This window comes from Enterococcus sp. C65, assembly GCF_040887165.1.
Taxonomy (GTDB): Bacteria; Bacillota; Bacilli; order Lactobacillales; family Enterococcaceae; genus Enterococcus_B; species Enterococcus_B hirae.
In genome coordinates, this window is sequence record NZ_JBFOFG010000004.1 from 267,929 (window position 1) to 291,429 (window position 23,501).

At 38.2% G+C, this 23,501-nt stretch carries 23 protein-coding genes; 20 read left to right on the forward strand and 3 right to left on the reverse strand.

What is annotated here, in order from left to right; all coding sequences use genetic code 11:
• Positions 1–316: 316 nt before the first annotated feature.
• The 3 genes from AB3I12_RS06490 to AB3I12_RS06500 all read left to right on the forward strand — a co-directional run bounded on the left by AB3I12_RS06490 (position 317) and on the right by AB3I12_RS06500 (position 3,399).
• Positions 317–1,897 carry a peptide chain release factor 3 gene (locus tag AB3I12_RS06490; protein ID WP_010738143.1) on the forward strand — a complete coding sequence of 527 codons (1,581 nt, stop codon included), beginning with the start codon at positions 317–319 and terminating at the stop codon, positions 1,895–1,897.
• An 80-nt stretch (positions 1,898–1,977) separates the two neighbouring features.
• Positions 1,978–3,078, forward strand: a complete 1,101-nt coding sequence (gene wecB, locus AB3I12_RS06495; protein WP_063626819.1) for a non-hydrolyzing UDP-N-acetylglucosamine 2-epimerase — start codon at positions 1,978–1,980, stop codon at positions 3,076–3,078.
• A 147-nt stretch (positions 3,079–3,225) separates the two neighbouring features.
• Positions 3,226–3,399, forward strand: a complete 174-nt coding sequence (locus tag AB3I12_RS06500; protein ID WP_010719688.1) for a hypothetical protein — start codon at positions 3,226–3,228, stop codon at positions 3,397–3,399.
• Positions 3,400–3,498: 99 nt separating this feature from the next.
• Here the strand turns inward: AB3I12_RS06500 and AB3I12_RS06505 are convergent, their stop codons facing one another.
• Both AB3I12_RS06505 and AB3I12_RS06510 read right to left on the reverse strand, forming a co-directional pair.
• Positions 3,499–3,819: a DUF1827 family protein gene (locus AB3I12_RS06505; RefSeq protein WP_010719687.1), complete on the reverse strand. Its 321-nt coding sequence runs from the start codon at positions 3,817–3,819 to the stop codon at positions 3,499–3,501.
• Positions 3,820–4,022: 203 nt separating this feature from the next.
• On the reverse strand, positions 4,023–6,260 hold the full coding sequence (locus AB3I12_RS06510; protein WP_063626821.1) for an ATP-dependent Clp protease ATP-binding subunit: 2,238 nt from the start codon (positions 6,258–6,260) through the stop codon (positions 4,023–4,025).
• Between the two features lie 553 nt (positions 6,261–6,813).
• Between AB3I12_RS06510 and AB3I12_RS06515 the strand changes: the two genes are divergently transcribed.
• From AB3I12_RS06515 to AB3I12_RS06540, 6 genes are all read left to right on the forward strand, one after another.
• Positions 6,814–7,080, forward strand: coding sequence for a phosphocarrier protein HPr (locus tag AB3I12_RS06515; protein WP_010719685.1), 267 nt, complete (start codon positions 6,814–6,816; stop codon positions 7,078–7,080).
• Positions 7,080–8,807 carry a phosphoenolpyruvate--protein phosphotransferase gene (gene ptsP, locus AB3I12_RS06520; RefSeq protein ID WP_010719684.1) on the forward strand — a complete coding sequence of 576 codons (1,728 nt, stop codon included), beginning with the start codon at positions 7,080–7,082 and terminating at the stop codon, positions 8,805–8,807. The genes AB3I12_RS06515 and ptsP overlap by 1 nt, the downstream gene beginning before the upstream one ends.
• Before the next feature lie 173 nt (positions 8,808–8,980).
• On the forward strand, positions 8,981–10,024 hold the full coding sequence (locus AB3I12_RS06525) for a glycosyltransferase (RefSeq protein WP_063626823.1): 1,044 nt from the start codon (positions 8,981–8,983) through the stop codon (positions 10,022–10,024).
• Positions 10,025–10,041: 17 nt separating this feature from the next.
• A complete protein-coding gene (locus AB3I12_RS06530) occupies positions 10,042–11,265 on the forward strand; it encodes a glycosyltransferase family 4 protein (RefSeq protein WP_010719682.1) in 1,224 nt (407 codons plus the stop codon).
• 89 nt (positions 11,266–11,354) lie between these two features.
• The gene (locus AB3I12_RS06535; RefSeq protein WP_063626824.1) at positions 11,355–12,242 is read left to right on the forward strand and encodes an NAD(P)-dependent oxidoreductase; all 888 of its coding nucleotides are present in this window, start codon (positions 11,355–11,357) and stop codon (positions 12,240–12,242) included.
• An 86-nt stretch (positions 12,243–12,328) separates the two neighbouring features.
• A complete protein-coding gene (locus tag AB3I12_RS06540; RefSeq protein WP_010719680.1) occupies positions 12,329–12,559 on the forward strand; it encodes a YkuJ family protein in 231 nt (76 codons plus the stop codon).
• A 343-nt stretch (positions 12,560–12,902) separates the two neighbouring features.
• Here the strand turns inward: AB3I12_RS06540 and AB3I12_RS06545 are convergent, their stop codons facing one another.
• Positions 12,903–13,775 (reverse strand): GIY-YIG nuclease family protein, encoded by an 873-nt coding sequence (locus AB3I12_RS06545; protein WP_088766128.1) that lies wholly within the window; start codon positions 13,773–13,775, stop codon positions 12,903–12,905.
• Positions 13,776–14,120: 345 nt separating this feature from the next.
• Here AB3I12_RS06545 and AB3I12_RS06550 point away from each other — a divergent pair, with 345 nt between their 5' ends.
• From AB3I12_RS06550 to AB3I12_RS06600, 11 genes are all read left to right on the forward strand, one after another.
• Positions 14,121–14,561, forward strand: coding sequence for a MarR family winged helix-turn-helix transcriptional regulator (locus AB3I12_RS06550; RefSeq protein WP_010719678.1), 441 nt, complete (start codon positions 14,121–14,123; stop codon positions 14,559–14,561).
• A 9-nt stretch (positions 14,562–14,570) separates the two neighbouring features.
• Positions 14,571–15,533 (forward strand): beta-ketoacyl-ACP synthase III, encoded by a 963-nt coding sequence (locus tag AB3I12_RS06555; RefSeq protein WP_063626826.1) that lies wholly within the window; start codon positions 14,571–14,573, stop codon positions 15,531–15,533.
• Positions 15,534–15,579: 46 nt separating this feature from the next.
• The gene (locus AB3I12_RS06560; RefSeq protein ID WP_005876288.1) at positions 15,580–15,804 is read left to right on the forward strand and encodes an acyl carrier protein; all 225 of its coding nucleotides are present in this window, start codon (positions 15,580–15,582) and stop codon (positions 15,802–15,804) included.
• Positions 15,805–15,914: 110 nt separating this feature from the next.
• Positions 15,915–16,850, forward strand: coding sequence for an ACP S-malonyltransferase (fabD, locus tag AB3I12_RS06565; protein ID WP_063626828.1), 936 nt, complete (start codon positions 15,915–15,917; stop codon positions 16,848–16,850).
• Positions 16,841–17,578, forward strand: a complete 738-nt coding sequence (gene fabG, locus AB3I12_RS06570; protein WP_010719675.1) for a 3-oxoacyl-[acyl-carrier-protein] reductase — start codon at positions 16,841–16,843, stop codon at positions 17,576–17,578. The genes fabD and fabG overlap by 10 nt, the downstream gene beginning before the upstream one ends.
• A gap of 17 nt (positions 17,579–17,595) precedes the next feature.
• Complete coding sequence (gene fabF, locus AB3I12_RS06575; protein ID WP_010719674.1) at positions 17,596–18,831, forward strand: beta-ketoacyl-ACP synthase II; 1,236 nt, start codon at positions 17,596–17,598, stop codon at positions 18,829–18,831.
• A 2-nt stretch (positions 18,832–18,833) separates the two neighbouring features.
• The gene (accB, locus tag AB3I12_RS06580) at positions 18,834–19,328 is read left to right on the forward strand and encodes an acetyl-CoA carboxylase biotin carboxyl carrier protein (RefSeq protein WP_081248807.1); all 495 of its coding nucleotides are present in this window, start codon (positions 18,834–18,836) and stop codon (positions 19,326–19,328) included.
• A gap of 23 nt (positions 19,329–19,351) precedes the next feature.
• Positions 19,352–19,771, forward strand: coding sequence for a 3-hydroxyacyl-ACP dehydratase FabZ (fabZ, locus tag AB3I12_RS06585; RefSeq protein WP_010719672.1), 420 nt, complete (start codon positions 19,352–19,354; stop codon positions 19,769–19,771).
• A 7-nt stretch (positions 19,772–19,778) separates the two neighbouring features.
• The gene (locus AB3I12_RS06590; protein WP_010738135.1) at positions 19,779–21,158 is read left to right on the forward strand and encodes an acetyl-CoA carboxylase biotin carboxylase subunit; all 1,380 of its coding nucleotides are present in this window, start codon (positions 19,779–19,781) and stop codon (positions 21,156–21,158) included.
• Entirely contained in the window at positions 21,159–22,028 is an 870-nt protein-coding gene (gene accD / locus AB3I12_RS06595; RefSeq protein WP_010719670.1) for an acetyl-CoA carboxylase, carboxyltransferase subunit beta, read from the forward strand.
• The gene (locus AB3I12_RS06600) at positions 22,021–22,806 is read left to right on the forward strand and encodes an acetyl-CoA carboxylase carboxyl transferase subunit alpha (RefSeq protein WP_063626830.1); all 786 of its coding nucleotides are present in this window, start codon (positions 22,021–22,023) and stop codon (positions 22,804–22,806) included. Before accD ends, AB3I12_RS06600 begins: the two co-directional genes overlap by 8 nt.
• Positions 22,807–23,501: the final 695 nt, after the last annotated feature.

Consider the following 23,501-nt stretch of genomic DNA (forward strand, 5'->3'; position numbering starts at 1 on the left):
CGATGTAAAATAAATAATCGTTTGTCTGTAAATAATTGAAATAGACAGTTGAACTTGGAACAAAAGCTTGTTCTAAGTTCAACTTTTTTTGTTTAGTCTGTTTTCAGTTGTTCTAGTAGCAGGAAAAGCTTTATTTTCTCCTATTGAAAAAGTCGTTTATATGTTATTCAACAGAGAAAGAGAGAAGACTCATAACAAGTGTTTATTTTTTGATAGTTTCCATGATATACTTGGTAAGTTGAGATAGCTAGTTCGATCATTCCTCGAACAGGATGACGAATAAGATGATAATGATGTAACAGAAATGGAGTAAAACATGAATAACCCTAACTTAAAACAACAAGTAGATAACCGACGCACGTTTGCGATTATTTCCCATCCGGATGCTGGTAAAACAACGATTACTGAACAATTACTTTTATTTGGTGGCGCAATACGTCAGGCAGGAACTGTCAAAGGGAAAAAGACTGGTAACTTTGCAAAATCTGACTGGATGGAAATTGAGAAGCAACGTGGAATCTCAGTTACCAGTTCTGTGATGCAGTTTGATTATCATGGTAAAAGAGTCAATATCTTAGATACCCCAGGGCATGAAGATTTTTCTGAAGATACGTATCGGACATTGATGGCTGTCGATAGTGCGGTTATGGTCATCGATAGTGCCAAAGGGATTGAAGCTCAAACAAAAAAATTATTCCAAGTCGTTAAAAAAAGAGGAATCCCTATTTTTACCTTTATCAATAAATTAGATCGAGATGGTCGCGAACCATTAGAACTTTTAGAAGAATTGGAAGAGTTGCTCGATATCGAGTCTTATCCAATGAATTGGCCGATTGGTATGGGGAAAGGCTTAGAAGGACTCTATGATATCCACCATAATCGTATTGAGTTTTATCGTCCAGAAAATTATAATGATGAGCGCCTTGTTGCTTTGGATGAAGAAGGATTGTTGCCAGAAGGCCATCCTTTGACGGAAAATTCATTGTATGAACAAGTTCTTGAAGAAGTAGAATTGTTGAAAGAAGCAGGAGATTCTTTTAATGAAGAAAAAATTGCTCGGGGAGATCAGACACCGGTCTTCTTTGGTTCAGCGTTAACAAATTTTGGTGTGCAAACATTTTTAGAAACCTTCGTGGAATTAGCCCCTTCACCTTACGGACATCAAACACAATCAGGACAAGAAGTTAGTCCTTATGAAGAAGAATTTTCAGGTTTTGTCTTTAAGATCCAAGCCAATATGAATCCAGCTCACCGAGATCGGATTGCTTTTGTGCGAATCTGTTCTGGAACTTTTGAACGTGGGATGGATGTTCAATTAGAACGAACAGGTAAAAAATTGAAGTTAAGTAATGTGACGCAGTTTATGGCTGACTCAAGAGAGAATGTCGAGAATGCTGTAGCAGGGGATATTATCGGGGTCTATGATACAGGAAATTATCAAATTGGCGATACTCTTTATGAAGGAAAATTGAAGGTGGCGTATGAAGAGTTACCATCCTTTACTCCGGAATTATTTATGAAAGTCACTGCTAAAAATGTGATGAAACAAAAATCATTCCATAAAGGTATCTATCAGTTAGTCCAAGAAGGTGCGATCCAACTCTATAAAACTTATTTGACGGAAGAATACATCATTGGCGCAGTTGGACAACTTCAATTTGAAGTATTCCAATACCGGATGCTAAATGAATACAATGCAGAAGTGATTATGTCACCTATGGGTCATAAAATTGCCCGTTGGATCGAGCCCGAAGATTTAGATGAGAAGATGAGTTCTAGTCGTAATATCTTGGCACGTGACCGTTTTGATCAGCCATTATTCTTGTTCGAAAACCAATTTGCTGAACGTTGGTTTGCTGACAAGTACCCAAATGTCAAATTAAAAAGTTTAATGTAAAGCGCTCATCACATGGTGGTGCTTTGGGAGTACTATGAAAATAGCCGGGAGAGAATAACTAAATAATCCGGAGGAATATAATGATGATTAAAGTAATGTCGATCTTTGGAACACGTCCAGAAGCAATAAAAATGGCACCTTTGATCAAAGCGCTGGAAAAAGATGAGCGCTTTGAATCAATCGTGACGGTTACAGGCCAGCACCGTGAAATGTTAGACCAAGTGTTAGAAGTGTTTGAAATTACTCCTGATCACGATCTAGATGTGATGAGTGTCAATCAAACACTCACCGCTATTACAACGAAAGTTCTTTTATCATTAGAACCAATCTTACAAGAAGAACAGCCTGATATCGTCTTAGTTCATGGAGATACGACCACAACATTTGCTGCAGCGACCGCAGCATTTTATCAACAAATTAAAGTCGGACATGTCGAAGCAGGATTACGAACTTGGAACAAATGGTCACCGTTTCCTGAAGAAATCAATCGGCAATCCACAGATGTTTTAGCGGATCTCTACTTTGCGCCAACCAATGAAAGTGCTGATAATCTTAGAAGAGAGCACCACGATGAAGCAAACATCTTCGTTACTGGCAATACGGCGATCGATGCGATGAGGTACACGATCGTGGCGGATCAAAAAAGCGATCATCTTTCGAGCAGCTCCACTAAACAATTATTAGTAACAATGCATCGACGTGAGAACCTAGGCGAGCCAATGGCGAACGTTTTTCAAGCATTAGGAAGGATTGCTGAAGAATTTTCTGATGTATCCATTATTTTTCCGATGCATAAAAATCCTAAAGTACGAGAATTAGCTGATACTATTTTAGGACAATATGAGAATGTTCAGCTGATCGAACCATTAGATGTCATTGATTTTCACAATTGTGCAGCCAAAAGTTATCTTATATTAACTGATTCAGGCGGAGTTCAAGAAGAGGCACCTTCTTTAGGTGTTCCGGTTCTTGTCTTACGTGATACCACTGAACGACCGGAAGGTGTAAAAGCCGGAACTTTAAAACTCGTTGGTACAGACGAAGAGACAGTTTATGACGAGACAAAACAATTGTTAACTGATGTAAAGGCTTATGAAAAGATGGCACAAGCAAAAAATCCTTATGGAGATGGTTACGCAAGTCAACGAATCTTAGAGGCTATCGCAGCCTCATTTCATTGATTACAGGTTACCAAAAAAGCAAAAAAACTTTCCAACAATTTTGGTGGAAAGTTTTTTTTATTTTAAAGAAAAAATTGGTAAATTCTTTGAAATAAAATGAATTAAAATAAAGATGTGTACATATAAAAAGAAAAAAGGGGGAGTTGGATGGAAACACTGGAGCAACGAAAACAACGTAAAGCAAGAAAAAAGTTAGAAATGCAGCGTTTATGCAGGCTGTTAGATGTTGAAGGTTGGGAGCATAATGAATCGATCGTTAACGAAGTAAGAGCAATCGTTCGACTAGGAAAAACACCAAAAAAAGAAACCAATCAATCTTAGAAGATCCAGCTCTATAAATGAGCTGGATCAAGGATAAAATCAAACATTATCCTTCGATCCTTCTAAAAAAGGTTTCTTTTTTTTGTTTATTTGTAATCATCACATTGCAACCTCAGTGTGGGGATGATGTTTCGGAATCGAGATTTCAACTAAGTCATCTAATTCAATTACTTGGATTTCGTTTTCTTGATATAGGGCGTCATGGATTTTATTGAGGAAGTACGTTTTGACTTCTTCAATTTCTTTGGGTTGTATTTTTCGTTTTTCATTAATCAGTAAAATCTCGTTATGTTCCGGTGCTTCAGTGTAAACAATCATTGTATTGCCTGCAGTGTAAACCTTCACCATATGAGCATCTGTATTTTCCAATTGGTTTAAAACCAAACGTGAATGACTATTCGTTACATTGACAAATTTCATGGCGCTCACCTCTTTTATGTAGATTTTAGATACAACTTAATTTCATTATAATTTTTTTCTAATGAAAAGAACAGTATTTTGCTTTTTGTCAAAAAACAATCAAAAATCCGCTTTGAGCAATGAAGCACCCGTGAGAAAAGCTGTCGCTTTTTCATGGGTGCTTCATTTTTTATCAGTCGCAAAGCGAAGTTTTTGTCAGATGTTTAGTTTGTTGGCTCGTTTGTCGTTTCTTTGACTAAACGTTCTGGTTTAGAAGTGATCACAATTTTTTCTTCTTTATCCAATTTTGCTTTTAGTTCATGGATTGAAGGATGGTCTAAATAAAATTCAGCAATTCCATCTTCGATTTGTTCTTGGATCGTTCGACGAAGAGGGCGTGCGCCCATTGCTGGGTCATAGCCTAAGTCAACAAGTTTTTCTTTGACATTTGTCGGCACTTCGATATGCAGTTGTTGTGCTGCTAACATTTCATTGACTTCATCTAGCATCAAGGTAACGATGGTCATTAAGTTTTCTTTTGATAGCGCGCTAAATTCGATGATTCCATCGAAACGGTTCAAGAATTCAGGTGTGAAGTAATTGTTTAGTTGGTTTAAAACAGAACGAGTAACCCCTTCACGAGCTGCTCCAAAACCGACATTTGCTTCGACTTTACCTGTACCAGCATTACTTGTCATAATGATGATCGTATCTTTAAAGCTTACTGTCCGACCTTGTGCGTCAGTCAAACGGCCATCATCCAAAATTTGGAGGAACATGTGTAACACATCAGGATGTGCTTTTTCCACTTCATCCAATAAAATCAAGCTATAAGGATTACGACGTACTTTTTCAGTAAGTTGACCTGCCTCTTCATAGCCCACATAGCCAGGAGGAGAACCAATCAATTTAGATACACTGTGTTTTTCCATGTATTCAGACATATCAAAACGAATCATTGAATCTTCGGAACCGAATAATTCAAATGCCAGTTGCTTGGCTAATTCAGTTTTGCCGACACCAGTTGGACCTACGAATAAAAATGATCCGATAGGGCGGTTTTTCTTGCTCAAGCCAACCCGATTACGACGAATAGCTTTTGCCACACGATCTACGGCATCGTCTTGTCCAATCACATGTGCTTTTAGATCAGTCGCAAGATTCTTCAATTGTGTTTGCTCTTTTTCTTTTAGATCGCCAACGGGGATTCTCGTACGTTCTTCCACAATTTTTTCCATATCTTTTTCTGTGATAACAGGCGTTTCTTCATCTGTTAATTGACGTTCTTTCATCTTTTCTAATTTACTGATTTGGTCACGATAATAAGCGGCTTTCTCAAAGTCTTCTTCTTTAGAAGCTTGGATTTTTTGTTCCTGTGCTTCTTCAAGTTTTTTATCAATGGTTTTAGGATCAACGATTTGAATCGTTAAGTTTTTCTTTGAGCCAGTTTCATCAAGCAAGTCAATCGCTTTATCTGGTAAGAAACGATCTTGAACATAACGATTTGAGAGAATAGCTGCAGCTTCGATTGCTTCATCGGTATATTTGACGTGATGGTAGTCTTCGTAGCGTTTTTGCAATCCTTTTAAGATACTGATTGTTTCCTCAACAGAAGGTTCAACGACCCGAACCGGTTGCATCCGTCTTTCTAAAGCTGCATCTTTCTCGATGATGCGGTATTCATTTAATGTAGTGGCACCAACCATTTGTAGTTCGCCACGAGCTAGAGCTGGTTTTAAAATATTTCCCGCATCCATGTTCCCATCACCGGCAGAACCAGCACCGACAATTTCATGGACTTCATCAATGAATAATATGACATTTTCAGCCTGCTTAATTTCTTCGATCAATTTTTGCATCCGTTCTTCAAATTGTCCACGGATACCAGTTCCTTGAACCAAAGAAACCACATCTAAACGAATCACTTCTTTATCCATTAATTTTTGCGGCACATCGCCATCTACGATTTTTTGTGCAAGTCCTTCAACTACGGCAGTTTTACCAACACCAGGCTCACCGATTAATACCGGATTGTTTTTTGTTCGACGGTTTAAAATCTCGATCACACGTTTGATTTCATCATCACGGCCGATCACAGGATCAATGTCACCTTGACGAGCTTGTTCGGTGATGTTGATTCCGTATTCTCCTAAAAGACCTTCGGAATTTCCTTGTTGCGGTGGTTGACCGCCGTTAAAGTTGTTGTTACCACCGAATTGGGTTGGAGGAGTTTGTTCATAGTTTCCTTGCTGTTGCATTTGGCGGGACATGGAGCGGAATAAGTCGTCCAAGCTGCCAAAACCAAAAGGATCATTTTGAGCCATACTAGTCAGACCTCCATTTTGTTGATTTTTAATTTTTTGATAGCAACTTTGGCAGTAATCAAGTTGCGTTCTCTGTCCGTTTACTGTTGCATATAAGTGGATCGTTGCTTCATTTTTCCCACAATTTTGACAAAGCATAAATGATTCACGTCCTTTCACATGATTCACATGTTTCCATTCTATTTTACAACGCGTGACTACGAAGGTAAAAGAATAACCCTCATTTACTCAAAAGTTGAAAAGGCAAAAAATGTTATTGACCATTATTGACCTTTGGCTATAATTATACTAAATTTTAGGACGCGTGCAAGTATTTAGTTTTTCAAAATAAATGAAGAAATGAATAAGTCGTTCTTCGATAAAAATGATAAATAGAAGGAGATATTTCACTTGGCAGAGTCTATTTTTGTTTGCTTGTTTACTGAGAGATCAGTAAAGAGAATCAAAGCTACTAAAAAAAGAAGTGAGGTAGAATGAATACGGTTGTTATCCTATGTATTCATATTTTTAAAAGTAGTGCTAATTATTTTCCACACTTTTAGTTGAATTTAAATGAAAACTGTTGTATCTATCGGGAAAAAATGGTAATCTTTACAAATGAAAGGGTACTACTTATTAGTGTTCTTAGTAAACTGCTAAAAAAGAAAACCCTCACATAAAAACAACACTCACTTAAAGGAGACCGATTAATATGGAAAAGAAAGAATTTCACGTAGTAGCAGAAACTGGAATCCACGCACGTCCAGCTACATTATTAGTACAAACAGCAAGCAAATTTAACTCTGATGTAAACTTAGAGTATAAAGGTAAATCAGTAAACTTGAAATCTATCATGGGCGTTATGTCTTTAGGTGTGGGTCAAGGTTCTGACGTTACAATCACAGCTGAAGGTGCTGACGAAGCAGACGCAATGGCAGCTATCGTTGATACAATGAAGAAAGAAGGATTATCTGAATAATGGTTGAAATGCTAAAAGGGATTGCCGCTAGTGACGGCGTTGCCGTTGCAAAAGCTTACCTGCTAGTTCAACCGGATTTAACATTCAGTAAGACAACAGTAGAAGATACAGCAGCTGAAGCATCTCGTTTAGATGATGCTTTAGCAAAATCTACTGAAGAATTGCAACAAATTCGTGAAAAAGCAGCGCAAAGCTTAGGTGAAGCAGAAGCGCAAGTATTTGACGCACACTTGATGGTTCTGTCTGATCCAGAAATGGTTGGTCAAATTAAACAAAACATTAATGATAACAGTGTAAACGCTGAATCAGCATTAAAAGAAGTAACTGATATGTATATCAGTATGTTCGAAGCTATGGAAGACAACGCTTATATGCAAGAACGTGCGGCTGATATCCGCGACGTTGCGAAACGTATTTTAGCGCATTTACTAGGTGTGACATTACCAAATCCATCAATGATTAACGAAGAAGTAGTTGTTGTTGCTCATGATTTGACACCAAGTGATACTGCTCAATTAGATCGCAATTTTGTTAAAGCGTTTGTAACTGACATCGGCGGACGTACTTCACACTCAGCGATCATGGCACGTTCTTTAGAAATCCCAGCGATCGTAGGTACAAAAGAAATCACTGCTAAAGTCAAAGAAGGCGACATGTTAGCTGTTAACGGGATTGAAGGCGATGTAATCGTTGATCCTACAGCTGAACAAAAAGCTGAATTTGAAAAAATCGGTGCTGAATACGCTGCACAAAAAGCAGAGTGGGAAAAATTAAAAAATGCTGAAACTGTTACTGCTGATGGCAAACATTTTGAATTAGCAGCAAATATTGGTACACCAAAAGATTTAGTTGGTGTTCATAATAACGGCGGGGAAGCGGTTGGTCTTTACCGTACAGAATTCTTGTACATGGATTCTCCTGATTTCCCAACTGAAGATGACCAATATGAAGCATATAAAGCAGTTCTTGAAGGTATGGAAGGTAAACCGGTTGTCGTGCGTACGATGGATATCGGTGGCGATAAAGAATTACCTTACTTACAATTACCTCATGAAATGAACCCATTCTTAGGCTATCGTGCATTACGAATCAGCTTGTCAGAACAAGGTGACGAAATGTTCCGTACGCAAATGCGCGCATTATTACGTGCATCTGTTCATGGAAACTTACGTATCATGTTCCCAATGGTAGCGACTCTTAAAGAATTCCGTGCTGCAAAAGCAATCTTTGAAGACGAAAAACAAAAATTATTGAATGAAGGCGTGGAAGTATCTGATACGATCCAAGTCGGCATCATGATCGAAATTCCAGCAGCAGCTGTCTTAGCTGACAAGTTTGCTAAGGAAGTTGACTTCTTCTCAGTAGGAACGAATGACTTGATCCAATACACTATGGCAGCTGACCGTATGAACGAACGTGTTTCATACTTGTATCAACCTTACAACCCATCAATCCTACGTTTGATTAAAAACGTGATCGATGCAGCGCATGCTGAAGGTAAATGGGCTGGTATGTGTGGCGAAATGGCTGGGGATCAAACCGCAGTTCCGCTACTTGTAGGTATGGGATTAGATGAATTCTCAATGAGTGCAACATCAATCTTGAAAACACGTAGTTTAATGAAACGTTTAGATACAACAAAGATGGCTGAACTTGCTGATCGTGCTTTGAAAGAATGTGACACGATGGAAGAAGTCGTTGAACTTGTAAATGAATACGTAAAATAATATTACGAGTAAAAGCTGGTACAGCGATAGTAGCTGTATCAGCTTTTTACAATGGGATTTTTACATATAGGTAAAAATAAGGAATGAAAAATAGAGTTATTTTAAAATAGGGCTTAAGTTTGAGTGACAGGTTCAGCGCTATGTTATACTATATAAATGAAGGAGGACGTAAGGTGAAGGTATTATTATATTTTGAAAGTGAAAAAATACTTGCGAAATCTGGTATTGGACGAGCGCTTGACCACCAAAAACGTGCTCTAAAAGAAATGGGGATTCCCTACACGCTAGATAGTAAAGATGACTATGATATCTTACACATCAATACATATGGTATCAATAGTCACAATATGGTCAATAAAGCAAGAAAAGACGGCAAGAAGATCGTCTATCATGCTCACTCAACAGAGGAAGATTTTCGTAACTCATTTATCGGCTCTAATCAATTATCGCCATTAGTAAAAAAATATTTAGTGGGATTATATCAAAAGGCGGATTATCTCATCACACCTACGCCATATTCTAAAAGATTACTGGAAAGTTACGGCATAGATTTACCGATCCAATCGATATCAAATGGGATTGATCTAAAAAAATATCAACCAGATCCAATCAAAGAACAAAAATTTCGCGACTATTTCAAATTATTACCAGATCAGAAAGTGATTATCTGTGTTGGCCTTTTTTTTGCTCGTAAAGGGATCATTGATTTTGTAGAAATTGCAAAAAAACTCCCAGAATATACATTTATTTGGTTTGGACATGTACCTATGTATTCGATCCCAAAAAATATCCGACAGATTGTGAAAGAAGAACACCCAGATAATGTGATCTTTCCAGGATATATTCGGGGAGAAATTATTGAGGGTGCATACTCAGGCGCTGACCTTTTTTTCTTCCCATCTTATGAAGAAACAGAAGGAATTGTAGTATTAGAGGCACTAGCAAGTAAGCAAAATGTTCTTGTACGAGACATTCCAGTCTATGATGGCTGGTTAGAAGATAAAAAAAATTGTTACATGGGTCGCTCTAATGAAGAATTTACCGTATTGATCAAAAAGATCGTGGAAGAAGAAGTTCCTAGTCTAGTGGCAGCTGGATATCAGACTGCCCAAGCACGAAGTATTGAGAAAATTGGTGAGCAACTGAAACTGGTGTATACACAAGTGTTAGAAGAAGCAGATTCTTCCATAAATGAAAGACAAAATAATAAAGGGTAGTTTGGAGGCAAAAAATCATGAAAATTGGCTTTTTTACCGATACCTATTTTCCGCAGGTAAGCGGAGTTGCTACATCGATCAAAACCTTAAAAAATGAACTAGAAAAACATGGACATGAAGTCTATATTTTTACGACAACCGATCCAAATGCTGATAAAATAGAAAAAGACGTCATTCGTATGCCGAGTGTTCCATTCGTTTCCTTTAAAGATCGGCGAATAGTGGTACGAGGTATGTGGTACGCTTATTTAGTAGCGAAGGAACTTGAATTAGAACTGATTCATACTCATACAGAATTTGGTGCAGGGATTTTAGGTAAAATGGTTGCTAAAAAGCTGAAAATACCATTGATCCATACGTATCATACGATGTATGAAGATTATCTACACTATATTGCTAAAGGCAAAGTGATACGTCAATCTCATGTCAGATATCTCTCCCGCTTATTTGTTAACCATACAACAGGAGTTGTCTGTCCCAGTGAACGAGTAATTGATACATTAAGAAGTTATGGTGTTGTCGCACCACTTCGAGTGATTCCTACAGGGATCGATATTGAGAAATTTAAAAGGGAAGGAATCACGCAAAAAGCTATCAAAGAAATCAGAGGATCGCTGAATATCAAAGATGATGAGTTAATGATCTTATCTTTAAGTCGTATCTCTTATGAAAAAAATATTCAAGCATTGGTCCAGGGGTTTCCCCAAGTTCTAAAAGCATATCCCAATGCACGAATGGTGATCGTTGGCAAAGGGCCTTACCTTGAAGAGTTGCAAGAGCTAATCAACGAACTAGCATTGGATGAATTTGTCCAATTTACTGGAGAAGTCGATAACGAAGATGTGGCATTGTATTATAAAGCAGCTGATTACTTTGTTAGTGCCTCAACTTCAGAAACACAAGGTTTAACTTATACGGAAGCAATGGCTTCAGGGACACCTTGTGTAATTGAGGGAAATGCTTATCTTAATCGTTTGTTTGATCATCCCTCCCTTGGGAAAACATTTGAAACCGATGAGGATTTCGCACCAGCACTTATTGATTATATAAAAAGTGAAGTCCCTCGTGACCAAAAAGTATTGGAATCAAAATTATATGATATTTCCTCTACGCACTTTGGCGAAGCGATGATTGAATTTTATGAAGATATGATTATCTATCATGAAAAAGAAATGCAACGAAAAGAAGAAGAGGCATCCATCGAAAGAATAAAAATCAAATTAAATTCATTTAAACGATAAATTTAGGTATTTATCCTAAAAAAATCTTTGTTTCTGGCGTATACTTAGCATAGAGACAAAGATTTTTTGATTTTTAGGAGGTCACGAATATGAAATTAGGTTTTATCGGGACAGGAGTCATGGGACGCGCAATCACTGAGCATCTTATGAACGCAGGACATGAAGTAACTGTCTATAATCGAACAAAAGCAAAAACGGATGAGCTAGTCAAAAAGGGAGCCATTTGGGCTGAAACACCTAAAGATGTCACTAAAAATAGTGAGATCATCTTTTCGATGGTTGGTTATCCCCAAGATGTAGAAGAAATTTACTATGGCGAAAATGGGATCTTTGCAACGGATGTCCAAGATCGAATTTTGGTTGATCTAACAACTAGTACCCCAACGCTTGCAGAAAAAATTGCAAAAACAGCCACAGAAAAAGGTGCAGCTGCTTTAGATGCTCCAGTTTCAGGTGGAGATCTGGGTGCGAAGAATGCCACTTTGACAATCATGGTTGGTGGTGAAAGAAGTGTCTATGAAAAAGTTTTACCTTTGTTTCAAGTGATGGGATCTACTTTTACTTTACATGGGACAGCAGGAAAAGGACAACATGCGAAAATGGCAAATCAAATCATGATCGCAGGGACTATGACAGGTATGACCGAGTTACTTGCATATGCTTCAAAAGCAGGACTTGACTTTGAAAAAGTCATTGAAACAGTCTCAGGAGGCAGTGCCGCAAACTGGTCATTAAGTAATTATGCTCCTCGTATTTTAAAAGAGGATTATACGCCAGGATTTTTTGTTAAACATTTTATTAAAGATTTGAAAATTGCGTTAGATGAAGCAGATAAAATGGCATTGAAGTTACCAGCGACAACGCAAGCTTTAAAATTATATGAACAATTAGCAGATCAGGGATTTGAAAATGACGGTACTCAAGCATTGATTAAGCTTTGGTGGCCTGAAGGAAAGAACCCAGAAAAAAAATCTTAAAAAACTCGCTTTTTTTGGAGAAAATCAATGCAAGTCGTCTGTGCTTTTGTTACAATATAACAGAAATAAGAAAAGGAGGACCTCCGATGGCACATTCACAATTAGTTGCAATCATTAAACGACTGGAGGCAATGGTCGAATCAGCAGATAATGAACTGCAAGTCCGTCGTTTTGAAAAAGAGGGCGTTGAAAAATGTACAGTTACTTATGACAAAGCAACTGAAACATTTGAATTAACTGAAACAGATTCACATCAACAATATGAATTTGACAATATCGATATCGTTGCAATGGAAATTTATGACTTGATCCAATAAAAGATCATGAAAGAAGCGTTCAGCTCTGAGCAACCAAGAGAGGATTTTTTAGAAAATTTTCTCTTGGTGCTTTAGAGCTGCTTTTTTTATGGCTTAATGGATCAGGCTTCGTTCGTAAGAAGTCTTCTTGAAGTGACCAGGATGGGCGTGTTCTATCCACAAGCGTTCGTATCAGCAAGAGATTGCTCCGATGAACAGAAGAAAAAGTGTGACGCCTATTTTTCCTTAGATTTTTTTCGGCTAGTGAGAAGATTAGGGGGAATAATTGGTTAAATGGATAAAACAACGAAAAGAAACCGTGAACTGTAGACCAATGTTTGGTAGTTCAAGGTTTCTTTTTATTTTACAATTCATTTTGGGCGAGAATTTTCTTATGGTAACTCATTAGTATAAGGACGGGGTCAATTTCTTCTTTTTGCAACTGTCGCTTCAAGGACAAACCAGCTTTTGCATTTTCATAATAAAAATAAGGAGATTCATCATTAGACGTAATGGCCGTTTCAGCCAGTTGACCGTAACAAATCAAATAATGTTTTTGTTTCGTTTCGTCCGCTGCCAGAGGTAAATGGAAAGTGATTTTAGGCGTCCTTAGAAATAGTTTTTGCGCCTGTATTCTTTTAATGAAAGCTGTGGATAACTCAATATCTTGTTGGATTTGGGCAGCTTTTTCAAAATTCAATTGTTCGATAAAATGATTTTGCCTTTTCTTTAAGTAAGTGATTAGTTTTTTATTGCGCCCTTGCAGCAGGTTTTGAATCTCTTTTTTCTTTTGTTCAAATGACAACTGATTCATTTCCGGTAATTGTGTATTTAAAGCTAAAAGGCTGATTTCAGACAGCCACGGCATCTGATAGGTTTCTTCAATGATGCGTAAAATAGCCGGCATTTTTTTGTAAAGTCGAAAGGGACCGTAAGTACGGGCAAGTGGCATATCCGAAAGGGAAAAACCATTATTTGTAATATGTAAATAATTATAGTTACTAAAATAGTTCATTTGACGGTTGTAAAAAGGGCGGTAGTACTGGATTAATTGACATTCTAACAATAGTGCATCTAATTCAGTATCCACGACGACAAAATCAAAGTCAGCGATATGATGAATCAATCGGCGAACTTTTTTTGAATGTTGTTTACTATGACGAAAATAACTACTTACACGATTTTTTAATTGTTTCGCTTTTCCAACGTAAATCACAGTTCCGGTATGATCTTTCATCAAGTATACCCCAGGAAGCAAGGGGAGTTTTTTTACTTTTTCTTTCAACGTTCTTTCTCCTTTTTTATCAAAAAATACTATATCAAATTTACGGCAAAGGAACAACCTTTTCGTTTGCTGAGTCTTAAGTAAAAATAGTTTGATAATCAAAATATTTATTTGAGAAATATTTTTAATGTTTAAATGGGTGATTGTTGATTTAATAGGATTTTAAAATGAATTTTTTCTTAGAAAAAGTTCATAATCGAAAAAAATGAGCTTTTTAGGTTGCATTTTGAAAAAAGTTAAGATATAGTTTGAACATCAAATGATTTGATAATCAAACTAATTAGTGGATGGTGGAACATGGAACCAGATTTGAAAACAGTAAATGATTATCTTGTTAGTGTCTTCAATGATATTTTGACAATCGAAGAATCTGAATTAAAAAAATCTCAGTTCAAAGATTTGTCAATTACAGAGATGCATACGATCGAGGCAATCGGTATGTACAAGAAAAAAACGACTTCAGAAGTAGCCAAAGAACTGTCGATTACTGTTGGGACCTTGACCACTGCTATCAATAAGTTAGTAAAGAAAGACTATGTTGAACGCATTCGAAGTGAAGATGATCGACGAGTGGTGAAATTAGGACTGACAAAAAAAGGCAAACTTTTATATCGTGTCCATCAGCACTTTCATCGTGAAATGGTCAAAAATATCTTGGATGGCATGGCTACCGACGAACAGCAAGCTTTACTGGCTGCATTGAAAAACTTGCATGATTTTTTGCGAGATTACAAGTGAGGATTTTTAATGGAACAATTTGGAACGATCACAGCAACAGCTAGTGTCCTTCCCGAAAAAATCATTACCAATGATGATCTTTCCAAAATGATGGACACTTCAGATGAATGGATTTCATCGCGAACAGGTATCAAACAAAGGCGTTGCGTCACAGATCAAGAAACTTCTGATCTTTGCTATTTAGTAGCAGAAAAGCTCATCAAAAAAAAGAACATCGATCCGACAGAACTTGACTTCATTCTTGTAGCAACCATGTCTCCTGATTTTACGACACCCTCTGTGGCTGTCCAGGTTCAAGGTAAACTTGGTGCAACAAATGCAATTGCATTTGATCTTAGTGCAGCATGTTCAGGCTTTGTTTATGCTTTAAGCATGGCAGAGAAAATGATTCGGTGCGGTTCAAATAAAGGATTAGTGATTGGTGGCGAGACATTATCCAAATTAATCGATTGGTCTGATCGTTCAACGGCTGTCCTGTTTGGTGATGGTGCTGGTGGTGTGTTACTTGAAGCTGGTACAGAGCAGAAAATAATTGCAGAACATCTGGAAGCAGATGGCACTCGAGGATCGTCACTCACAGCTGGCTATCATTCGAACGGATCACCGGTGTATGTAAAGGATGCAAGAGGCTCTTTTTATTTATCAATGATAGGAAGAGATATCTTTGATTTTGCTGTAAGAGACGTTGCAAAAAACATTAAAGACATCACTCAAAATGTGTCAGTTGATTATCTGCTTTTACATCAAGCAAATCTTAGAATCATTGAGAAAATTGCACGCAAGGTAAAAATACCGCAAGAAAAATTCTTAACCAATATGGATAAATACGGAAATACCTCTGCTGCAAGTATTCCAATCCTATTAGATGAAGCGGTAGCTAGTGGGCAAATCACTTTAGGAAAAAAACAAAAAGTAGTATTTACAGGTTACGGTGGAGGTTTAACATGGGGAAGTATCCTCATGGAACTGTAAGCTGATAAAACATAAAATTGTAAACAATATCGGAGGAATATATAGTATGGTATTCGAAAAAATTCAAGAAATTATTGCAGAAGAGTTAGGAAAAGAAACAGAAGAAATCAAATTAACAACAAACATCCAAGAAGACTTAGAAGCTGATAGCTTGGATTTATTCCAAATCATTAATGAAATCGAAGACGAATTTGACGTGAAAATCGAAACAGAAGACGGCATCAAAACAGTTCAAGATTTAGTAACTTATGTTGAAAAACAAACTGCATAATCATTAAGATTAGGTTGGGGGCTGGGACATTTTCCTTAAATAGGAGTGTCTTGGTCCTTTTTAATAAATCAAGACATGAGCATATATCCTAAAAATATTGGAGAAAATACATGAAGACAGCATTTTTATTTAGCGGACAAGGCGCTCAGTATCCAGGCATGGGACAAGATCTCTATCAAGAAACTATCGTCAAAGAAACGTTTAATGAAGCAAGTGATATTCTAGGCTATGATATGGCGGAATTGTGTTTTTCAGAAAATGAACGACTCAATCAAACCGCTTATACGCAACCAGCAATCTTAACGGTCAGCATTGCTTTTTATCGTTTGTTGAAAGAAAGAGGGATTACACCTCAAGCTGCTCTAGGATTAAGTTTAGGCGAATATTCCGCTTTAGTAGCTAGTGGAGCTTTGTCGTTTAGTGAAGCAGTCGCTTTAGTGGCAAAACGAGGGGCTTTTATGACTGAGGCTGCACCACTTGGTAGTGGGAAAATGGTAGCTGTTATGAATGCACCTGTAGAAGTGATTGAAGAAAGCTGTTTGGAAGCTCAACGATTAGGAATTGTTTCGCCTGCAAATTATAATACACCCCAACAAATCGTAATTGGCGGTGAAGAACAAGCAGTGGATGAAGCAGTAAGAATCATGCAAGAAAAAGGCATCAAACGAATGATTCCACTTAATGTGAGTGGTCCGTTTCATACAGTAATCTTAGCGCCAGCAGCAAAAAAATTAGCCGTTGAGCTAAAAACGATCACTTTTAATGAGCCAACAATTCCTGTCATCAGTAATACGACAACTGAAATCATGAACAAAGATCGGATACCGACTCTGCTTGAACAACAAGTGATGAAGCCGGTACATTTTTATGAAAGCATCCATCAATTAAAAGAACTTGGTGTGGAACGTGTGATCGAAGTTGGACCAGGTAAAGTATTAAGTGGCTTTATGAAGAAAATCGATAAAACGATTCCGGTTTTAAGAGTAGAAAATCAACAAACTTTAGAAGAAACAATGACAAGTATCGGAGGCATGTTATGGAGCTAACAGGAAAAAACGTATTTATAACAGGTAGCACAAGAGGAATTGGTGCTGCTGTGGCGCTAGCTTTTGCAAAAGCAGGCGCAAACATCGTTTTAAATGGACGAAAAGCAATTCCAGAAGAAAAAATCAATGAGATCAAAGCTCAAGGTGTGAACTGCATCGGTGTTTCTGGCGATATCTCAGATTATGAAAAAGCTGGTTTGATGGTAGAAGAAGCAGAAAAACAATTAGGATCAATCGATATTCTAATCAATAATGCAGGGATTACGAACGATAAATTATTGATGCGCATGTCAGCAGAAGATTTTAAAGCTTGTTTAGATATCAACCTAACAGGAACATTCAATATGACACAACACGTTTTAAAGAAAATGATGAAAAAACGTGAAGGTGCAATTATCAACTTGTCAAGTGTTTCAGGCTTGATTGGTAATGTCGGACAAGCAAATTACGCAGCAAGCAAAGCAGGTGTCGTTGGTTTTACAAAATCTGTTGCTCGTGAGGCGGCTGCACGCGGTGTTACATGTAATGCCATTGCTCCTGGTTTTATCGCTACGGATATGACCGAAGTGTTATCTGATAAAGTCAAAGAGCAAGTAGTAAAACAAATTCCAATGCAACGTTTTGGCAGCGTGGAAGATGTTGCGAATGCTGCGATTTTCTTAGCAGAGAGTCCTTATATCACAGGACAGGTCATCAATGTTGATGGCGGTCTCGTGATGCACGGATAAAAAGGAGGAAAACAATAATGAATCGAGTAGTAATTACAGGCTATGGTGTCACTTCACCAATCGGTAATGATGCTGAAAGCTTTTTAGATAGTTTGCAAAAAGGAACGAATGGGATTGCTCCCATTACTAAATTTGACGCCACAGAAACTGGAATCACACTAGCAGGTGAAGTCAAAGATTTCCCATACGATAAATATTTTGTAAAAAAAGACAGCAAACGGATGGACATGTTCTCGATTTATGGGATCTATGCAGCACTAGAAGCATTAGGGATGAGCGGTCTAGATAAAGAGAAAATCGATCAAGATCGTTTTGGTGTCATTGTTGGTTCCGGTATCGGCGGATTGCCAACGATCGAAAACCAAGTGATCCGATTACACGAAAAAGGCGCGCAACGTGTCTCACCAATGTTTGTTCCAATGGCTATTGCAAATATGGCTGCCGGCAACATTGCACTACGTGTAGGTGCTAAAGGGATTTGTACAGCAATCGTTACTGCTTGTGCGAGCGGAACGAATGCTATTGGTGAAGCTTACCGCAATATCAAACATGGTTATTCAGATGTCATTCTAGCTGGTGGGGCAGAAGCAACAATTTGTGAAATGGGAATTGCTGGCTTTGCTGCACTAACAGCTCTATCGAATGCCGAAGACCCTACTCGTGGTTCGATTCCTTTTGATGAAGAACGTAACGGTTTTGTGATGGGCGAAGGAGCGGGTATCTTAGTGATCGAATCTTTAGAACATGCTCAAGCTCGTGGTGCAAAAATCTATGGAGAAATCGTTGGTTACGGCGCTAATTGTGATGCGTTCCATATGACTGCTCCTACACCAGATGGTTCAGGCGCTGCCAAAGCAATGAAATTAGCCATGGATGAAGCGGGTATTAAGCCAGAAGATGTTGGCTATATCAATGCCCATGGGACAAGTACACCCGCTAATGATCAAGCAGAAGCAAAAGCGATCCAACTGGCATTAGGTGATTCATTCAAAGAAACATATGTCAGCAGTACGAAATCCATGACTGGACACTTATTAGGTGCAGCTGGAGGGATTGAAGCGTTAGCTACTTTAATGGCGCTGGAACATCAATTTATTCCACCAAACATCAATGTCCAAAAACAAGATCCGGAAATTGACTTGAACGTTGTCATCAATGAAAGCAAACCAGCGCAATTGACTTATGCAATGAGCAATTCGTTAGGCTTTGGTGGTCACAATGCGGTCTTGTGTATGAAACGCTGGGAGGAATAATCTTGAATATCAATGAGATCAAGGAATTAGTCAGTCAATTCGATCAATCTACTTTAACTGAATTTGATTTAAGAGAAGGTCAATTTGAATTATATATGAATAAAAATGAATCTAGTCGTGGAATGGGAACAATGGCTCCAATGCCAGTAGCTACAGAAGCGCCTAGAAATACGGTAGTACCTCAAACACCAATCCAACAAACGCCAGTTAGTGAAGCACCTCAAGCATCTGTCGAAGCATCACAAGAAAGTTTCGAAGGTGTCGAGGTAAAATCACCGATTGTTGGAATCGTCTACTTACAACCTGCCCCTGATAAACCACAATTTAAGTCAGTGGGAGATAGTGTCAAAAAAGGTGAAGTGATTTGTATCATTGAAGCAATGAAATTGATGAATGAAATCACAAGCGAAGTCGATGGGAAAATCGTTGAGATTCTTGTTGAAAATGAAGCGGTTGTTGAATACGATCAACCACTATTTAGAATTCAACCAAATTAAGCAAAAGAGGAAAGAGGAGCAATATGAACATTCAAGAAATTAAAGAAATCATACCACATCGTTATCCGCTATTGCTGATTGATCGTGTCGAAGAAATGGTGGAAGGCGAACGAATCATTGCAAAGAAAAATGTGACGATCAACGAACCATTTTTCCAAGGTCACTTTCCAGAAGAACCTGTGATGCCAGGTGTCTTGATCGTTGAAGCGATGGCACAAGCAGGAGCAGTTGCGTTATTATCCTTGGAACAATTTAAAGGAAAGACTGCTTATTTTGGTGGTTTAGACAAAGCAAAATTCCGTCGAAAAGTCACTCCAGGGGATACACTGTATCTTGAAGTAGAAATTACGAAAATCAAATCTTCTGCTGGTATTGGTAAAGGAATTGCAAAAGTGGATGGCAAAAAAGTTGCTGAAGCTGAATTAACTTTTATGATTGGATAGGTGAGTTATGTTTTCAAAAGTTTTGATAGCTAATCGTGGCGAAATCGCCGTACGAATTATTCGCGCTTGTCGTGAGCTTGGTATTCAGACTGTTGCTGTTTACTCACAAGCAGATGCTGACGCATTGCATACTCAATTGGCAGATGAAGCAATTTGTATTGGTCCTGCAAAAGCGACGGACTCCTATTTGAATGTCCAAGCAGTTTTGAGTGCAGCCATCGTGACCAAAGCAGAAGCGATTCACCCAGGTTTTGGGTTCTTATCTGAAAATAGCCGTTTTGCTTCTATGTGTGAAGAATGTAATATTGCTTTTATTGGTCCAAAGAGTCGAACGATCGATGCGATGGGGAATAAAATCAATGCACGTCGCTTGATGCAAGAAGCCAATGTACCTGTTATTCCAGGAAGTGATGGCGTATTATCAACAGTTGAAGAAGCACTAACAGTAGCGGATAAGATTGGTTATCCGGTCATGCTTAAAGCTGCCGCTGGCGGTGGCGGAAAAGGGATTCGTAAAGTTTTATCAAAAGAAGAATTACCGCAACATTTTTCTTCTGCGCAGCAAGAAGCAGCAGCGGCTTTTGGAAATGATGAAATGTATTTAGAAAAAATCATTTATCCAGCAAGACATATTGAAGTACAGATCCTTGGTGATCATTATGGGCATGTCCTTCATTTAGGCGAACGAGATTGTTCTCTTCAACGAAATAATCAAAAAGTATTAGAAGAATCCCCTTCAGTGGTCATCTCTCAGAATAAAAGAGAAGAATTAGGAGCTGCGGCAGTTCGTGCAGCCAAAGCGGTTAATTATGAAAATGCTGGAACGATTGAATTTTTAATGGATGAAGCGGGAGAATTTTATTTCATGGAGATGAATACGCGGATCCAAGTCGAACATCCGGTAACTGAGATGGTTACAAACATTGACTTGGTAAAAAAACAAATTGAAATTGCTGCGGGACAACCGTTGGAAATCAAACAAGAAGATGTGCGATTCTCTGGTCACGCTATTGAGTGTCGAATCAATGCAGAAAATCCGGCTTTTCATTTTGCACCATCACCTGGAACAATCAAAAACCTTTTGTTACCAGCAGGAGGCATGGGCGTTCGAGTTGATAGTGCCGTTTATTCTGGCTATACGATTCCACCTTATTATGATTCAATGATCGCTAAGGTGATCGTTCATGCAGACACTCGCTTTGAGGCATTGATGAAAATGCAACGAGCGTTAAGCGAAGTGGTTACCGATGGAGTGATCACGAACGCGGAGTTCCAAATGGATTTAATCAGTCATCCAGCAGTTATCGCAGGGGACTATAGTACCGCCTTTTTACAAGAAGATTTTTTACCGAACTGGACACCTGAAACAGAGATAGGAGAAGAGTAGATGGCTTTATTCAAAAAGAAAAAATACATTCGAATTAATCCTAATCGAGCAGAACAACCAACGAATGCGCCGTCTATTCCAGATAATATGTGGGCTAAATGCCCTAATTGTAAACACATCATTTATACAAAAGATATTGGTGATGAGAAGGTTTGCCCTCATTGTAGTTATAACTTTCGTATTGGTGCTTGGCAACGATTAGCATTGATCATCGATGAAAAAAGTTTAGAAGAATGGGACACGGATTTAGTAACAAAAGATCCCTTGAACTTCCCTGATTATCAAGAAAAGATCCAAACTATGCAAGAAAAAACAGGATTGCATGAAGCGGTATTGACAGGAAAAGCAACGATTCACGGTCTGCCATTTGCGATTGGTGTCATGGATTCTAATTTCATCATGGGCAGTATGGGAACCGTTGTAGGTGAGAAAATCACCCGTTTGTTTGAACGGGCTGAAAAAGCTGGCTTACCCGTTGTCTTGTTCACTGCTTCTGGAGGAGCCAGAATGCAAGAAGGTATTTTTTCTTTGATGCAGATGGCAAAAATCTCAGCAGCTGTCAAACGTCATAGCAATGCCGGTTTGTTTTATCTAACAGTATTGACCGATCCAACTACAGGCGGCGTAACAGCGAGTTTTGCAATGGAAGGCGACGTGATCCTGGCTGAACCCCAAAGCTTGATTGGTTTTGCCGGTAGACGAGTGATCGAACAAACGATCAAACAAGAATTACCGGAAGATTTCCAAAAAGCAGAATTTCTACTTACCCATGGATTTGTTGATCAAATCGTTCCTAGAAAAGAACTAAAAGAAACGATCCATCATTTGTTGGAAATGCATACGCAGAAAGGTTGGATAAATCATGGATAAAACAGCACATGAGATCGTTCAACTGGCGCGTGAAAAGGATCGTTGGACGAGTCTTGATTTTTTTGAAGATATCTTTGAGGGGTTTCAAGAATTTCATGGCGATCGTTTATTTGGAGACGACGAAGCAGTCGTTGGTGGGGTTGCCAAATTAGATGGAAAACCTGTCACAGTTATTGGGATCCAAAAAGGACGAGACCTTCAAGAAAATATTCGTAGAAATTTTGGTTCGCCTCATCCAGAAGGCTATCGTAAAGCACTTCGTCTGATGAAACAGGCAGAAAAATTCCATCGTCCTATTATCACACTGATTAATACTGCTGGTGCCTATTGTGGTGTTGGTGCAGAAGAACGTGGTGAAGGAGAAGCGATTGCCAGAAACCTATTAGAGATGTCTGATCTAGAAGTACCGATCATTGCAATCATCATTGGTGAAGGTGGAAGCGGAGGAGCATTGGCTCTTGGCTTAGCTGATGAAGTTTGGATGCTTGAACAGACGATTTATGCTGTCTTATCTCCTGAAGGTTTTGCGTCGATTTTGTGGAAAGATGGTAGTCGAGCAGCTGAAGCGGCTGAATTAATGAAAGTTGCGGCAGCTGAATTATTAGAATTAGATGTCATCGATCGTGTGATACCGGAAACAGTAAATGGGCAAGCTTTAAGTAAAGAAAAAGTCAGTCGAATGTTACAAAAATCATTGATTGAAAAATTGACCGAACTATGTCAAACTTCCACTGAAGAGTTGCTTGAACGACGTTATCAAAGATTCCGTAAATTTTAAACAGTTATAAAGAATAAGACAAACAGTTATGCACCAAATTGAATGAATAAAGCAATCGACCTACCCACCGTTTCCTGTTAGATGACAGGATTAGCTTTGGAGGTTGATTGCTTTTTGAGTTTTTCGGCTCTTTGTCAATAAGGACTGATGAATGGTGTAAAATCAAATCTGGGTCAGAATGAATCTCATTCTGTCTCAGATTTTTTTGTTATTTCACGTTGATAGTTTTTTATTAGCCTTTCTGCTTTTAAAAAAAACATTGGAATACAAGGATTGGAGATTATCCTCTATCATTCATCAGAGATTTTATAAATGGGAATGCGATAATCGCTCTGTTGAATATAATTATGTGTCTACCATTTGGTGGCATGAATATAAGCTCTATAATTTTTTAAGGAGACTGGGACAGAACTTGTCTCAGTCGCTTCTAGTATCTCTAAAAACGAATAAACATGAGACAAAAGCAGCGTATTCGGAAAATCTGCTGAAATTTACGAAAAATTTGAGAAGCACCAAGTAGGTAACAATCAACAGCAAAAAACTAGTTTTTGTGTTTCTTGTCAATTTTCGGGAATCCCTTCTTATTTCTTGATGCTAACTACTTTTGTCTCCACTTCCTTTTTTGATATATTTAAATCTTTCTCCTGTCTAAAAGGTTGCAGGTTATTCTGCCACTTATGAACCTTTACATAAAT